14 protein-coding genes and 1 pseudogene are annotated in these 15,272 nt (G+C 66.0%); 9 read left to right on the top strand and 6 right to left on the bottom strand.

Translation table 11 applies throughout. The features are described from left to right. Positions 1-32 precede the first annotated feature (32 nt). Both JWS14_RS40895 and JWS14_RS40890 read left to right on the top strand, forming a co-directional pair. A complete protein-coding gene (locus JWS14_RS40895; protein WP_241031631.1) occupies positions 33-752 on the top strand; it encodes a TetR/AcrR family transcriptional regulator C-terminal domain-containing protein in 720 nt (239 codons plus the stop codon). 282 nt (positions 753-1,034) lie between these two features. Then, complete coding sequence (locus JWS14_RS40890) at positions 1,035-1,895, top strand: alpha/beta fold hydrolase (RefSeq protein WP_206015853.1); 861 nt, start codon at positions 1,035-1,037, stop codon at positions 1,893-1,895. 2 nt (positions 1,896-1,897) lie between these two features. Here the strand turns inward: JWS14_RS40890 and JWS14_RS50595 are convergent, their stop codons facing one another. After that, complete coding sequence (locus JWS14_RS50595; RefSeq protein WP_241031630.1) at positions 1,898-2,233, bottom strand: hypothetical protein; 336 nt, start codon at positions 2,231-2,233, stop codon at positions 1,898-1,900. Positions 2,234-2,307: 74 nt separating this feature from the next. Between JWS14_RS50595 and JWS14_RS50590 the strand changes: the two are divergent. Then, positions 2,308-2,502, top strand: a pseudogene (locus tag JWS14_RS50590) (DUF4193 family protein); the annotation flags it as partial. 252 nt (positions 2,503-2,754) lie between these two features. Here JWS14_RS50590 and pyk read toward each other — a convergent pair. From pyk to JWS14_RS40855, 5 genes are read right to left on the bottom strand one after another with little or no spacing between them, the layout of a single operon-like run. Next, entirely contained in the window at positions 2,755-4,245 is a 1,491-nt protein-coding gene (pyk, locus tag JWS14_RS40875; protein WP_206015852.1) for a pyruvate kinase, read from the bottom strand. A 59-nt stretch (positions 4,246-4,304) separates the two neighbouring features. Then, entirely contained in the window at positions 4,305-5,216 is a 912-nt protein-coding gene (locus JWS14_RS40870; protein WP_206015851.1) for a GntR family transcriptional regulator, read from the bottom strand. Between the two features lie 41 nt (positions 5,217-5,257). After that, entirely contained in the window at positions 5,258-6,397 is a 1,140-nt protein-coding gene (locus tag JWS14_RS40865) for an ABC transporter ATP-binding protein (RefSeq protein WP_206015850.1), read from the bottom strand. Beyond that, entirely contained in the window at positions 6,390-8,162 is a 1,773-nt protein-coding gene (locus JWS14_RS40860) for an ABC transporter permease (RefSeq protein ID WP_206015849.1), read from the bottom strand. The genes JWS14_RS40865 and JWS14_RS40860 overlap by 8 nt, the downstream gene beginning before the upstream one ends. 27 nt (positions 8,163-8,189) lie before the next feature. Further along, entirely contained in the window at positions 8,190-9,380 is a 1,191-nt protein-coding gene (locus JWS14_RS40855) for an ABC transporter substrate-binding protein (RefSeq protein ID WP_206015848.1), read from the bottom strand. A 335-nt stretch (positions 9,381-9,715) separates the two neighbouring features. Between JWS14_RS40855 and JWS14_RS40850 the strand changes: the two genes are divergently transcribed. Genes JWS14_RS40850 through JWS14_RS40825 form a run of 6 tightly spaced genes read left to right on the top strand, consistent with a single transcriptional unit; the run spans position 9,716 to position 14,782 of the window. Then, positions 9,716-10,801, top strand: a complete 1,086-nt coding sequence (locus JWS14_RS40850; RefSeq protein ID WP_206015847.1) for an isocitrate/isopropylmalate dehydrogenase family protein — start codon at positions 9,716-9,718, stop codon at positions 10,799-10,801. A gap of 40 nt (positions 10,802-10,841) precedes the next feature. Then, positions 10,842-11,504 carry an aspartate/glutamate racemase family protein gene (locus tag JWS14_RS40845; protein ID WP_206015846.1) on the top strand — a complete coding sequence of 221 codons (663 nt, stop codon included), beginning with the start codon at positions 10,842-10,844 and terminating at the stop codon, positions 11,502-11,504. After that, positions 11,501-12,754 carry a 3-oxo-tetronate kinase gene (otnK, locus tag JWS14_RS40840; protein ID WP_206015845.1) on the top strand — a complete coding sequence of 418 codons (1,254 nt, stop codon included), beginning with the start codon at positions 11,501-11,503 and terminating at the stop codon, positions 12,752-12,754. The genes JWS14_RS40845 and otnK overlap by 4 nt, the downstream gene beginning before the upstream one ends. Then, entirely contained in the window at positions 12,751-13,374 is a 624-nt protein-coding gene (gene otnC / locus JWS14_RS40835) for a 3-oxo-tetronate 4-phosphate decarboxylase (RefSeq protein ID WP_206015844.1), read from the top strand. Before otnK ends, otnC begins: the two co-directional genes overlap by 4 nt. Beyond that, the gene (locus JWS14_RS40830; RefSeq protein ID WP_206015843.1) at positions 13,371-14,453 is read left to right on the top strand and encodes an Ldh family oxidoreductase; all 1,083 of its coding nucleotides are present in this window, start codon (positions 13,371-13,373) and stop codon (positions 14,451-14,453) included. Before otnC ends, JWS14_RS40830 begins: the two co-directional genes overlap by 4 nt. Then, positions 14,450-14,782 carry a putative quinol monooxygenase gene (locus JWS14_RS40825; protein WP_206015842.1) on the top strand — a complete coding sequence of 111 codons (333 nt, stop codon included), beginning with the start codon at positions 14,450-14,452 and terminating at the stop codon, positions 14,780-14,782. The genes JWS14_RS40830 and JWS14_RS40825 overlap by 4 nt, the downstream gene beginning before the upstream one ends. Positions 14,783-15,272: the final 490 nt, after the last annotated feature.

The following is a 15,272-nucleotide window of genomic DNA, read 5'->3' as shown; positions in this document are numbered from 1 at the left end:
ACAGTGAAGAGTGGAACGGAAAGGAGCCTCCGATGGCGAAGGTGCCCGCTCCTCACACATCCGACCCCGACGACGACGATTCTGAACCTGCTGCTCTGACCAGGGAGCTGATTCTTGCGTGCGCGCTCGACATCATCGACCGCGACGGCATCGACGGACTCACGATGCGTCGCCTCGGCAAGGCCCTCGACCGGGATCCGATGACCCTGTACCGGCACGCCCCGAACAAGGCAGCGCTCCTCGACGGCATCGCCGAAATGGTCCTCGAGCAACTCGTCGTCGACACCGACGACGGTGACTGGGTGGCCCAACTCCGGGAGGTCGCCCGGAGCTTCCGGCGGCTGGCCCTGGATCATCCCCATGTGGTCCCACTCCTGGTCACCCGGCCCCTGGCGACGCCCCTCGGCCTGCGGCCGCTGGGAACCCTGCGCCCGCTCGAGAACATCCTGAGCTTGCTCACCGGGGCCGGCTTCACCGGCGCGGACGCCCTGCACGTCTACCGGGCCTTGTTCGGTTTCCTCCACGGTCACGTCCTCAACGAACTCCAGGAACTCGTCGAACGACCCGACGAAACCGACGACCTGCTACGCCTGGGACTGCATCGGCTACCGATCGGCGAGTTCCCCCTGCTGCGCGGCCTCGCACCCGTGCTGGCCGCCTACGACGGCGCCGCCGAACTCGAACGCGGCCTCGACATCCTCTTCTCCGGACTGACCGCAACACTGACCTCCACAGCCCAACCCCTACGGTGAGCCGAACCCAGAAAACGGAGGACACCGTCCTCCCTGCCAATTCCTCAGTTGTGTGGCGAGAACCTCTACCGACCCGGCGGACTCACCCCGCGCCGGGACCGCACCCACGTGAGAAGATCGGGCAGGACAGAGACGGATATCAGCTCCCCACAGCGGCGAACGTCGACGCTGCGATCGGGGTGCCGCCCGCCACATTTCCGAGTTACGTCAATCCGGCTTCGAGGGCCTCGGTGGGTGGAGTCGGGTCGCTCCGCTGGTTGAACAACGAGACGGGAGGACACAGTGTCGCCACACAAGCTCGAGTCCGTGACCCTCCACCACGATGTCCTCAGGTTCGTCGACGTCGGAGCGGGACCGCCGGTGGTACTCGTACACGGCCTACTCGGCTCCCACGAATCCTGGACACCGCAGATCGGAAGACTCGCCAAGAAGAACCGCGTGGTCGCACCCGACCTCTTCGGGCACGGGCAATCCGACAAACCCTCCGGTGACTACTCCCTGAGTGCCCACGCGGCCACCCTCCGCGACCTGATGGATCATCTCGGGATCTCCTCCGCCGCGTTCGTGGGCCATTCCCTCGGCGGCGGCATCGTCATGCAACTGTCGTACCTGTTCCCCGAGCGCGTCGACCGTCTGTGCCTGGTGAGCAGCGGCGGCCTCGGCCCCGAGGTGAGTTTGTTCCTCAAGGCCGCCACCCTGCCCGGCAGCGAACTGGTCCTGCCCGTCCTGGCCTCCGACTGGCTACGGCGCAACACCGAGAGCATTCTCAAACAATTGGGCCGGCTCGGGCTGCCCGTGCAGCCCAGTCGCAGCGCCGCCGAAACCTGGCGATCCCTCAAGACCGTGTCCGACAAGTCCTCGAGAGCAGCGTTTCTCGCCTCCACCCGCGCCGTCGTGGGACTACGCGGACAAACGGTCAGCGCCAAGCAACACTTCTCGAAGTTCGAATCGCTTCCCTCGCTGCTGGTATGGGGTGGCAGAGACAAAATGATTCCCTCCGCACACGCCGAGAACCTCCGCCGCGTCGTACCCCACAGTCGCGTCGAGATCTTTCCCCGCGCAGGCCACTTCCCGCAACTCGACGAACCGGAACTATTCTTCCGCGTGCTCGACCAATTCCTCGAACAACAGACTGGTTCGTGAGGTCAGCTGTCTTCGTTACAGGTTGGGCGGTCACGGGTCCAGCACCGACAGCACGCCGGCTCGTGACCCGCTACGCATCCCATGACAAGCAGCTCGGGAACTGCCAAGGCGAAATCATTCTGGCGGCGCGGCATTCGACGACCACTACGCGCATGTTCGTCGGTGCGCGGGGCCGAGCCGAGCCGGGCGGCCGAGGCGGTCCACCACTGGTGCAGGTCGATGCTGTTGTAGGTGGCCAACCGGACCCTGGTGGGCAGCAGGTTGTCCCAGTAGTCACCGCGACGGGCGGCCGCCCAGTTGCGGTCGGACCAGTCGATTCCGTAGTGCAGCAGCAACACCAAACCGCTCCGCCACCTGCGCGGCCGGATCCGACAACGCCGGAAGCTGCGGAACGGCAGCCAACCAGCGATCGGCCACCGACTACGACGCACCACGAGTCACCGAATCCGACGCGACGGACACCTCCCTCGAACAGCTGACCGCCAGCCGGAAAGACGCCCAATCCCCCGCCGTGGACGTCGAGGACACCGACACCGCCGAGTCCTTCGAACTGCCCGGCGCCGACCTCTCCGGTGAAGAATTTACCGTCAAGGTCGTCGCACGCCGCGATCCCCGGGTGTTCGTTCCTCTCCGCACAAGGTGGGCTGTACCGTGGCGCCACGGCCGCATGGGCGGCCCCAGAGCGTCGGGAATCAGGTCAACGGTGTCAACGTGATGGGTCCGCATCGATGGGTTTGGCAGTGGCGGCAACGGCGTTCCACAGAGCTTGGGCGTCCGGATTCGGTATTGCCGAATTGTCGGTTCAGTGGCGGTGAGCAGCGGTCTGGGGGCGAAGGAGGTTCTCAGCGGGTCGTGATTGCTATCGGGCGGTGAAGTCGTTCTCACCGATCCGGTGGACATGGATGAGGTTGGTCGAGCCCACCGTGTGTGGGGGTGATCCGGCGACGATGACGACCAGGTCGCCGCGCTGGTATCGGCCGAGTCGCAGGAGGGCGATGTCGACCTGGCGGATCATCTCGTCGGTCGAATCGACAGGATCGACCAAGAAGGTTTCCGTGCCCCAGGTCAGGGCCAACTCGTTTCGCACCTGCGGTGCCGGGGTGAACGCCAACAGTGCCAGTGGGGTGTGCAGTCGAGCGAGTCTGCGCACGGTGTCACCGGATTGAGTGAACGCCACCAACGCTTTCGCGTTCAGCCGCTCGCCGACCTCACGCGCTGCGAATGAGATCACCCCTCCTTTTGTGCGGGGCACGTGTGTGAGAGGTGGAACATCGGTGGATTCGCGCTCGACGGCATCGAGGATCCGGGCCATCGTTGCGACTGTCTCGATCGCGTACTTGCCGACGGAGGTCTCTCCCGAGAGCATCACTGCATCGGCGCCGTCGAGCACTGCGTTGGCCACATCCGACGCTTCGGCACGGGTCGGCCGGGAGTTCTCGATCATCGATTCGAGCATCTGCGTGGCGACGATCACCGGGCGGGCGTTCTCGCGTGCGACCTGGATAATGCGCTTTTGCACGAGGGGCACTTGTTGGAGGGGCATTTCGACGCCGAGATCTCCGCGGGCGACCATGATCGCGTCGAACGCGAGCACGATCGCTTCCAGGTCGTCTACCGCTTCGGGTTTTTCGATCTTCGCGATCACCGGCACTCGTCGCCCGATGCGGTCCATCACCTCATGGACCCGGTCGATGTCGGTCGGCGATCGCACGAACGACAGCGCGATGAGGTCCACTCCCAAGCGCAGCGCGAACTCGAGATCGGCGATGTCCTTCTCGGACAGTGCGGGGACGGAGACGTTCATCCCGGGAAGCGAGAGGCCCTTGTTGTTCGATACCGGGCCGCCCTCGATCACTCGGCATACGACATCGGTGTCGTCGACTTCTAGCACGGTCAAGGACACCTTGCCGTCGTCCACCAGGAGGCGGTCTCCCGGGCAGGCATCGCGGGCGAGTTGCTTGTATGTGGTCGATACCCGTTCGTGGGTTCCCTCGCATTCGTCGACCGTGATGCGGACCTGTTCCCCGCTCTCCCAGACCGTCGGGCCCTCGGCGAAGCGCCCGAGCCGGATTTTCGGGCCTTGCAGGTCCGCGAGTATCCCGACCGCTCCGCCGGTGGATTCGGCGGCTGCACGAACTCGCCTGTAGTTCTCCTCGTGATCGGCGTGCTCCCCATGGCTGAAATTCAGGCGCGCCACATTCATCCCGGCCTCGACGAGTTCGCGGACCCGGGCATCGGATGCGGTTGCCGGGCCCAATGTGCAGACGATCTTGGCACGTCGGAGCGAGGACAGCGATGTCGCATCGACCGCAGGAGCAATCCGTGTCGGAGAGATATCAGTGAGGGTCATCGTCAACCTTCTGTCTTTCGCATGGAGGGTGCGGCCACAAGGTGGTCGTGGGCCGCTATTCAGCCTGAGCAGCACTGCCCGTCGTGGGTGATGCCGGTTTTCTTTTCGCGGACGGTGTCGAGGTGGTGGTGCAGGTATTGGGAGGCTTGTTCGTTGTCGCCGGCTTCGAGGAGGTCGAGCAGGTGTAGGTGTTCGGTGGCCTGGGTGACCAGGCGGGCGCGGTCGGCCTGGTGGTTGTACTCGATGAGGCGGCGTAGTCGGTTGACGCGGCGGACGGCGTCGGAGAGGTAGGCGTTGTGCGCGCAGTCGACGATCATCTCGTGGAATTCGGACCCGTACCGGAACAGTTCGGTGCGGGAGAGGAACACGATGTTGCCGTGCAGCATCGACTCCTGCTGCTTGCGGTGCAGGGCGAAGGCGTCGGGGTCGATGGTGTAGCCGGGTTCGAGGAGGGCGGCGGGTTCGACGATGAGGCGGAACCGGTAGGACTGATCGTGTGCTTCGGCGGTGGTCAGGGTCCGGGAGAATTCCCAGCCCCGGCCGGGGCGGCGGCGGATCAGGTCTTCCGATTCCATTCGGGTGAGGACGAGGTTCGCCTGACGGGTGGTCAGCCCGTAGCGGCGGGCGAGGTCGGTGGTGGTGAACTCGCCGGTGAACCGGCCGCCGAGGTGGTCGTCGACGATGCGGAAGTAGAGTTGTTCCTCGTCGCCGGTGTCGGTGGAGAACGCGACCTTGGCCAGGTCGGCGGCCGACATCTTCAGGTGGAACCCGCGGCGCGGGAGTTGCTCGACCAGTCCGATGTCGGCCATGTAGGACAACGCTTTGCGGGCGGGGGTCCGGGAGACGCGTAGCGAGTCCGCGACCCATTGCTCGGACAGGTGCGCTCCTTCGTCGAGTTTCTCCTCGCGGATCAGCTCGATCACCCGCATCGCCAACGATGTCGGCGACACCCGAGTCGACAACAACCCCACCGACACCATCGTCTCCCCCTTTGCTTCGTCCTATTTTCCTGTCAGTGAACGGTCATGAGTTGCTTGGCTTCGTCCGAGACCGGTGCGGGCTCGGGATAGATCAGGCACCCGTCCGCGGGCAGTGCGAGGGTGACGTCGCCGGTGAAGCGGCCGTGATGGTGCAGGGCCTGAACGACGACGTCGCCGACCTGCACCTGGTACTCGAATCGCGATCCCACATAGGCGGTTTCGAGGACCGTTCCCTGTAGTGCACTGCCCGCTGGAACGCCGCTCGACGAATCGGCGAGCGTGAGCCGTTCGGGTCGCACCGCGACGGTGACCTTCTGGCCGGTGCCGAAGTGTCCGGTGACGCCCTGGAAGGCGGTGTTGACGAGTAGGGACTGATCCGAGCAGGTCAGGTTCAGGACCACCTCGTCGCCGTGGACGCCGGTGACGATCCCGTCGAGGAAGTTGCAGCGGCCGATGAAGTTCGCGACCTCGGCGACGGCCGGCTTCTCGTAGATCTCGGTGGGGGTGCCGACCTGAAGCATGTTGCCCTTCGACATGACGGCGATGCGGTCGCTGAGCGAGAGCGCCTCGTCCTGGTCGTGGGTGACGTAGATGGTGGTGATGCCGACCTCGGACTGCAGGCGCTTGAGCCAGGAGCGGGCCTGCTCGCGCAGTTTGGCGTCGAGGTTGGACAGTGGCTCGTCGAGCAGCAGCACCTTCGGTGCATAGACCAGGGCTCGGGCGAGGGCGACGCGCTGCTGCTGTCCGCCCGACATCTGGTGGGGGTAACGGTCTTTGAGGTGGAGCAGTCCGACTTTGTCGAGGGCGTCGGCGATCAGTTCGGCGCGGCGCGGCTTGGGGACCTTGCGGAGTTTGAGGGGCAGCGCGAGGTTGTCGCCGATGGTCATGTGCGGCCACAGGGCGTAGGACTGGAACACCATGCCGAGGTCGCGGCCCTCGGGGGCGACGAAGACGTTGGCGTTCGAGTCCAGGAAGACGATGTCGGCGACGCTGATGAAGCCTTCGTCCGGGCGTTCGAGGCCGGCGACGCAGTTGAGGGTGGTCGACTTTCCGCAACCGCTGGGGCCGAGGAGGGTGAAGAACTCCCCGTCCGCGATGGTGAAGCTGACATCGTTGAGGACCCGGTTTCCCGCATAGTCCTTGACGAGATTCTTGACGACGACTTCAGGCATTTTCCTTGTTTCCCTTCAAAAGACGGTTGGCGATCAGGACGAACACCGCGGTCAGCGCGATCTGGACGGTCGCCAGTGCTGCGACCGAGCCGGTGTTGCCCTGGGTCCACAGCTCGAGTGCCGTGGTGCCGATGACGTTGGTGCGGGCCGACGACAGGAAGATGGCCGGCGAGTATTCCTTGATCATGGTGACGAATACCAGGACCATGGCGCCGGCGAACGCGGGCGCGATCAGCTTGGCGAGGATGCGGGTGAAGGTGCGGAACCAGTCGGCTCCGCTCACCCGGGCCGCGTTGTCGAGTTCGGTACCGAGTTGCATGATCACCGGTGCGAGGTTGCCGTAGGCCGAGGGCAGTGCGCGAAGACCGAACGCGATGATCAGGATCCACAGGGTTCCCGAGAGGATGGTCCCGATGAAGCTGGGAGCGTAGGCAACGGCCCAGAAGAAGCCGATGCCGATGATCAGGCCGGGCATGGCCTGCGGTGCCAGCGCCAGGTATTCGACTACTTTGTTGAACCGGAACGTCGAGCGCCGGGAGATCAGCACGGCGAGGGTGGCGAGGAAGCTGAAGACCACCGCACCGATGACGGCGATGACGACGCTGTTGACGATGGATTGCCGGTAGGCCTCGTATTCGAAGATGCGCTGGTAGTTGTCGAACGTCAGTGTCGAGAACGGGGACCGGAGCGGGGTCAGCACGAGGGTGAAGGAGCGGAAGATGAGTCCGAAGATCGGAATGATCGCACCGAAGATCAGGTAGACGGCAATGAAGAACAGACCGATCCACTTGATGGGGCCGAGTTCGAGGAGCCGGGGGCGGGTGGCCTTACCGCGGACGGAGACGAATCGCTGGGAGTTCTTGAGCAGCTTGGCCTGTGACCAGACGAGCAGCATGGTGACGAGCAGGATCAGCGTCGATGCGGCGCCGAGGATGCCGTAGTCGGGGTCGATGGACTGCAGGCCGTTGGTGTACAGGAAGGTCGAGAACACCTGGATGTCGACGGGTGCGCCGTAGAGCAGCGGAACGCTCAGGGTTTCGATCGACATGCTCATGATCAGTACGGAGCTGTAGACCACCGGGGGCCGCAGCATCGGCACGACGACGTTGAACAGGATGCGCAGCGGGCCGGCGCCGCATACCTGGGCGGCGCTTTCGAGTGAGGCGTCGCTGCGCCGGAGGACGTTGACGCAGAAGATGTAGGCGATCGGCGCCAGCGCCACGGCCTCGGTCAATGCCATCCCCGGGATGGAGTACAGGTTCCAGGGAACGACTCCGAGGAGCTCACGCACCTGGACGCTGAAGAATCCGGCGGGCCCGTACATGGTGATCCAGCCGAAGCCGAGGAGCAGTGACGAGATGAAGAACGGCCACTGCATGCCGCCGCCGATCAGCCGGCCGAGCGGGAGCTTGGTGCGGACGGTCAGGATGGCCATCGGTACGGCGAAGAGCTGGGCGAGGAGGGTGGTGAGTATCGCGAACTTCGCGGTGTTCCACACGACGGCGCCGAATCCGGCGTCGGTGAACAGGCTGGTGTAGTTGTCCAGGGTGAAGATTCCGCCGGCCTCGTACAACGGCCGGTCGACGACCGACTGGTAGAGAATCGGGACGACCGGGGCGAGGACGAGGACGGCGAGGACCGCCAGGGTCAGGTACTGGATGACGTTGTCGCGCCGGATACCGAGGAACTGCCGGTAGCGTGGGGGCTCGAATTCACCGGGTTTGGCCGGCCGGACTTCGGTCGCAGGCAGGGTGGGTGTGGTCATGGTCATGATGCTCCGTTCACCTCCTCGTCAGTTGAGTAGGGATTTCCATCGGGCGACGAACGCGTCGGACTCGTCTTCGGGTGTCTTGGTGTAGGGGATCTGGATGACGTTCTCGGCTCCGACCTCGGCGAGGACGTCGTCGTAGGTGGGTACGTTGGATTCCGGGGACTTCTCGATGCCCGGCCGGTACGCCGTCAGGCCGCCTTCGGAGACCTTCTGTTGCCCCTCGGCCGAGAGCACGTAGTCGAGGAACAGTTTCGCGGTGGCCGAGTGCGGTGCGCTGCTGGGGATTCCGATTCCGCGGCGCAGCATGGGCTGTCCGTCGTCGATGAAACTTGCCTCGAGTAGTCCGCCGGTCCGGTCTTCCGCGGTGAGCGCGGGTGCACCCATGAAGAACGCGACCGCGTACTCGCCGGAGGTGACCTTCTCGAGCATCGAGCCGGTCGACGTCTCGGGGCGGGCCTGCGGCAGGATCGTCGCCATGTCCTCCCACGCCGTGGGGGAATGGTCCATGAAGGCCGAGGTCACGGTGTATCCGAAGGCGCCCTTGACATCCCGGAAGGCGATCTTGCCGTCGAAGGTGTCCGGATCGTTCTTCACCATCTCCGCGAGGTCGTGGATGCCGGTGGGTTGTTCGTCCTCGGGCAGCAACGCGGTGTTGTAGGCGACCGTGATGGGGTCGACCGAGAGTACGTAGACGTTCGGCACGGGCTGCGCGAAGTCCGGCAATGCCGCGAGTTCGGGTGAGGTGTAGTCGAGCAGCGTCCCGGGTCGTTCGGCGAAGTCACCCCACGCCTCGGCCGCGTTGGAGACCACGATGTCGGCCTGCGCCGAACCCGTTGCCTGCTCGCTGAGCGTGCGCTGGAACACCTCGTCACTGTCGAGGTTGGTGGCGTTGACCGAACTCACCCAGGGGTACTTCTCCTCGAACGCTTCGAAGATCGGGACCCAGTTCTCCTGGTCGGTGTTGGAGTAGATGGTCAGTTCACCCCCCTCGGATTTCGACTGGTCGACGATCTGCTGGTAGTCCGCCGGGTACGACTCGGGCAGTTCGACTGTCATGGCGGCGATTTCGCTGTCCGACGGTCCACCGCACGCGGTGAGGGTGACGGCGAGCGCGGCTGCAACCGATGCAGTGAGCAGGGACGACCGGTTGACTCGATGAGAGATGCCTATGCCCTTTCGGATGCGGGTGGCTCGGGGTGATGGGCGTTCCATCAGGCCTCCTGGGCTGGTGACGCGGATAGCGGTCTAAGTGATGTGTGACACAGATCATGCGCCGCATGACGATCTCCCGTCAAGGGGCTCAGCGGAGAAATTGCATGGATTCTTTCACTAGAACAATTGGGACCGAACTGAGAATCTGGCAACAATCTGCGTGTTTACCCTGCTCCTCGTGCAAATCTTCAGCTAGACCCTTCCCCTTGCGCTGAGATCTGTGCCACAATCGTGATTGTATTAATGCGCGTGATGCGACAAACTGAGCACATGCCGTCGAGTCACCCGGCGCTACATCGAGACTTCTCTGATCACGTACTTCGGAAGGAACATCCATGACTGCAACGACCCGGAACCTGCGTTTGGGACTGCTGGAGGGCGACGGCATCGGACCGGAGATCGTGCCCGCCGCGGTCGAGGTCGTCGACGCGGCCCTCGACGCCGCCGGCGCCGCCGCCGCCGAGTGGGTGAGGCTGCCCCTCGGCCGGTCGGCGATCGACACCCACGGCAGCCCGATCCCGTCCTCGACGCTGGACGCTCTCGCCGGCACCGACGCCTGGCTGCTCGGCCCGCACGACAGCGCGGCCTACCCCGAGCCGTACAAGTCGCAGCTCAACCCCAGTGGCACCATCCGCAAGCACTTCGACCTTTTCGCGAACATCCGCCCCGCGAAAGCGTTCGAGGGTGCCAAGGCGATCGTGCCCGGGACCGATCTGGTGATCGTCCGTGAGAACACCCAGGGCTTCTACGCCGACCGCAACACCTACGCCGGAACAGGCGAATTCATGCCCGATGCGAACACCGCCATCGCGATGGGCATCATCACACGCGCTGCGGTGGAGAAGATCGCGCGCACCGCGTTCGAGCTCGCGCAGGCTCGTCGACACAAGCTCACGATCGTTCACAAGGCAAACGTGTTGCGCCTGACCACCGGACTGTTCCGCGACGTGTGCCGTGAAATCGGCCAGGAGTTCCCCGACGTCGAGATCGACGACTTCCACATCGACGCCATGACCGTGCACCTGGTGCGCCGGGCGGACAAGTTCGACGTCATCGTCACCGAGAACATGTTCGGCGACATCCTCTCCGATCTGGCCGGTGAGATCGCCGGTTCCCTCGGCATCGCCCCCTCGATCAACGCGTCCCTCGACCGTGCGATGGCGCAGGCCTCGCACGGATCCGCTCCTGACATCGCCGGCCGGAACATCGCCAACCCGATCGCGATGATCCTGTCCGCGGGCATGCTGCTGCAGTGGCTCGGCGCCAAACACAACGACGCCGCACTGATCAAGGCCGCCGAACTGATCGAAACCGGGGTGAACACCACCGTCGCGAACGGCACCGTCACCCCGGACATGGGCGGCCACGCGGGCACCAGCGACTTCGGTAGCGCCGTCGCGAAGACCATCAGCGGCAGCTGACCATTCAGCCCAACCGGCACCACGAGGTGAGGAAGACATTGTGACCGACCATCCGGTGATCGCGATCGTTCATTCGACGACGGCATCTATCGCCCCCACGACCGAGGCCTTCGCCCGCGAGATGCCGCAGGCACGGTTGTGGAATCTGCTCGACGATCGACTCGGCGCGGACGCCGACCAGGCCGGCACCGTCACCCCACCTTTGCGGCGCCGCATGCTCGATCTGATTCGGCACGGCATCGGTGGAGGCGCCGATGCCGTGCTGATGGCCTGCTCCATGTACGGCGACACCGTCGCGGTGGCCGAACAGCTCTGGACCACACCGGTGTTCGCATCCGATCTGGACATGATGAACCACCTCGCACGCACTCGACCCCACGCGGTGGCGGTTCTGGCCTCACTGGAAACGGCGGCCGCCGACTCCGCCGCACGGCTGCGCATCCACCTCGATGCCCACCAGGCGCACACCGAGATCGTCCCGATCTTCAGCGCCGGTGCCGCGGCCGCCGCCGGTGACCTGGACCAGCTCGTCAAAACGCTCGCCGCCGACCTCGACGGACGAGACATCGACACCCTGTGCCTCGCCCAGTACTCACTCAGTCTCGCCGCGGACGACCTCGCCGAGCTGACCGGCCTGCCGGTGGTCAGCCCACCGCACCTGGCAGCGCGGGCGGTCCGGGACCGATTGGAGAGCCGACCATGACGACCCCGATCATCGGCTGCATCGCCGACGACTACACCGGTGGCACCGACGTCGCCGCCGCACTCCGCCGCGGCGGACTGAACACCGTCCTGCTGTTCGGCCCACCCGACCCGCACGCGAGCCTCGACGAACCCGATGCGGTGGTCATCGCACTCAAGACCCGCTCGCTGCCGGCGGCGCAGGCGGTCGAGACGTCGCTCACCGCGCAGCAGTGGCTGCGCGAGCGCGGCGTCGCACAGGACTACTTCAAATACTGCTCGACCTTCGACTCCACCGACGACGGCAACATCGGCCCGGTCACCGACGCCCTCCTGACCGCGCGGAACGAGGCGGTCACTGTCATCTGCCCCGCCGCCCCGGAACACGGACGCACCGTCTACCAGGGGCACCTGTTCGTACACGACCGGTTGCTGTCCGAATCGTCGATGCGCCACCACCCGCTCACCCCGATGACCGACGCGGACCTGATTCGTGTACTGCAGCGGCAGACCTCGCACCCGGTGGCACTCGTTCCGCTGCAGATCGTCCACCAGGGTGCGGACGCCATCACGGACCGGATCACCGAACTCGCCGCCGACGGGGTGCGGCACGTGGTCGTCGACGCCGTCGACGAATCCGACCTCGACGCGATCGCCACCGCCACCCGGGCCCTGCCGATCGTCACCGGGTCGGCCGGACTCGCCGGCGCCGTCGGGCGCATCACGCCCGGAGCCGTTCGCACCGGCGCGGACCCCCACCCCACATCGACAGGCCCCACCGTCGTGTTCGCCGGCAGTTGCTCCCAGACCACCCTCGGCCAGGTCGCCCTCGCCCGCGAGAAATACGCCTCCTACCGCCTCGACCCCCGCACCGTCGACACCGTCGGGGATCTGCTGCCCGACGCGCACGCCTGGCTCACCGCCCACCTCGGCGACGACCCGATCCTGATCTACTCCTCCGCCCCGGCCGACGAACGCGGGCCCGCCGACCCCCACACCGCCGAACAACTGGAAAAACTCATGGGCGACCTCGCCCGAACCGCGGTCAACGCCGGGGCCCACCGGCTCGTCGTCGCCGGCGGCGAAACCTCGGGCGCCGTGGTCGACGCCCTCGGTGTCACCGCCGTGCGTGTCGACGCCGAGGCGGATCGCGGTGTGCCCTGGTGCACGACCCTCGACACCGACCAGCCGGTCACCCTGCTCCTCAAATCCGGAAACTTCGGCACCCCCGACCTGCTGGTGCGGGCCGCACTGCTGGGACCGGCCGAATGAGCATCGCCGACCAGATCGTCGCGCTCGGCGACTCCTTCTTCAGTCGCAGCCTCACCTTCGGCCGCACCGGCAACCTCAGCGCCGTCGACGACGACGGCACCATCCTGATGACTCCCACCGGTATCAGCCTCGGACAACTCGACGCCGAAGCCCTCTCCCGCGTCAGCATCGACGGACAGCACCTTCACGGACCGCAACCGACGAAGGAGGCGTTCCTGCACCTGGCGATGTACCGGGCCCGCCCCGAGACCCGCGCCGTCGTCCACACCCACAGCACCCACTCGGTGGCCGTGTCCTGCCTGCGGGATGTCGACCACGACAACGCGATACCCGCGTTGACGGCCTACTACGCGATGCGAGTCGGCGCCCTGCCGGTACTTCCCTACCACGCACCCGGCGACGATCGACTCGGACCGGTGGCCGAAAAGATGGCAACCGACCACCATGCCCTGCTCCTCGCCAACCACGGTCCCATCGTCGCCGGCACGGACCTCGCCTCGGCCGCCGATGCGCTCGAAGAACTCGAGGAAACCGCGAAGCTGCACCTGCTGCTCCACGGTCATCGCACCGCGCCCGTCGCGGACGCCGAAGTGACGCGCCTGAAGGAAAAGTATCGATGACCCACGCCTCTACCGGCACCCTCACCGCCGACACCCACCGATTCCGGGCCGACGAGCTGGCGCACTTCGGCGCCCGCGTCCTCGAATCGGTCGGCGTACCGCGCGCCGACGCCACCCTGGTCGCGGAATCGCTCATCACCTCCGACATGTGGGGACACCCGTCCCACGGGATGCTGCGCCTGCCTTGGTATGTCGCGCGCCTGCAGTCCGGGGTGATGAACCCGAACAGCGTCCCCGAGGTGATCAGCACATTCGGGGCCGTGACCGTGCTCGACGGCTGTGACGGCGTCGGACAGGTCGTCACCGATTCCGCCGTTGCGCTCGCCGGTGAGGCGGCCGCCTCCCACGGTATCGGTGCCGTCGCCGTCCGCAACAGCAATCACTTCGGTACCGCCGCCTACTGGACCCGCACACTCGCCGACCAGGGCTGCGTCGGAATCCTCACCACCAACGGCAGCCCTGCAATGGCGCCGTGGGGCGGCACGGACAAGATGATCGGTGCCAACCCGTGGTCGATCGCCGTCCCCGGCGGCTCTCACGGCTGTGTGGTTCTCGACATCGCCAACACCGGAGTGGCCCGCGGAAAGGTCTACGCCGCGCGGGAGAAGGGCATCCGCCTTCCCGAGGGCTGGGCGATCGACGCGAACGGGCTGCCCACCACCGACCCTCAGGCGGCGATCGACGGGCTGATCCTGCCGATGGCCGGGCACAAGGGCTACGCCATCTCGTTCATGATGGACATTCTGTCCGGGGTGCTCACCGGAAGTTCCTACGCCACCGATGTCGTCGGCCCGTTCGTACCCGACAGGCGAAGCGGCTGCGGGCATCTTGTCATCGCTCTCGCCATCGAGGCCATCATGCCCCGGGCCCGGTTCGATCAGCGCATCGATGATCTGATCGACACCGTCAAGTCTTCCGAGGCCGCGCCGGGCGCCGAAATCCTCGTTCCCGGTGAGATGGAGAACCGCGCGGTTGCCAGTGCCGGGGGTACGGTGCAGCTGCCTGCCCGCACCGTGGCCAAACTGGCCGACCTCGCCGCCTCCCTGGGTGTGACGCCGCCGCGAGCGGACCACCGATGACCTTCACACTGTTCGTGACCATGGAGGTACGGCCCGACCGAGTCGACGCGTTCGTCGACGCCATCACGGAGAACGCCGAGGCGTCACTGCGCGACGAACCCGGGTGCCTGGTCTTCGACGTGCACCGCGACGCCGAGCAGCCGACCCGGTTCTACCTGTACGAGATCTACGCCGACGAGGAGGCGTTCTTCGTGACACACCGGAATGCGCCGCACTACACCCGCTGGGCGAACGTCGCCCCGCGTTACCTGGTCGAGGGGGGCCACCACAACACCTTCGCCCGACCCCTCCGGCTCGGCAACCGCCCGCGCAGTGCGGCCGACCGGTAGCGGACAGGCGACCGCACCCCGCGCTACTGCCGCGGGGCCGTGACCACCACGCACACCGGGTACGGTCTCGATGCCGGGACGGTGGTGCCAGTTCTCCGGTGTGCGGGTCGGTATCGAACTCGACCGTGGTGTGGCTGCGATCGTGCGCGTGGACACCCGACTTCCCTTCTCGTTCAGCGTGAACAGGCGCTGCCGTAGTCCTCCCGTGGAGCGCCATCCCACCGTTGTCAGTAGCCCGTGCCCGGATCGCCCCGATACACCACGATGGTGTCCGGTCCGGGTCTGCCCAGGTGGCCTCGTCGGCGCCCCGCTGATTGGACGCGTAGACAGATCGCCCGTTCGGGAGGGACCGCGACGTCGCCGCCTCTGGTGTCGGTGACGTCCATCGGCGAGTCGAGGACAGAATCTGCCGCCGACCGAGGCGACCCCCAGTGCCGTCCCAGTCGAATACCGTCACATCGACGACAGCTCGTCGATGGCGCACAGGATC

Source organism: Rhodococcus koreensis, from assembly GCF_017068375.1.
GTDB classification, from domain to species: Bacteria; Actinomycetota; Actinomycetes; order Mycobacteriales; family Mycobacteriaceae; genus Rhodococcus_F; species Rhodococcus_F koreensis.
Note: the sequence above shows the minus strand (reverse complement) of the source record. Positions and strands in the feature narration are given on the sequence as shown.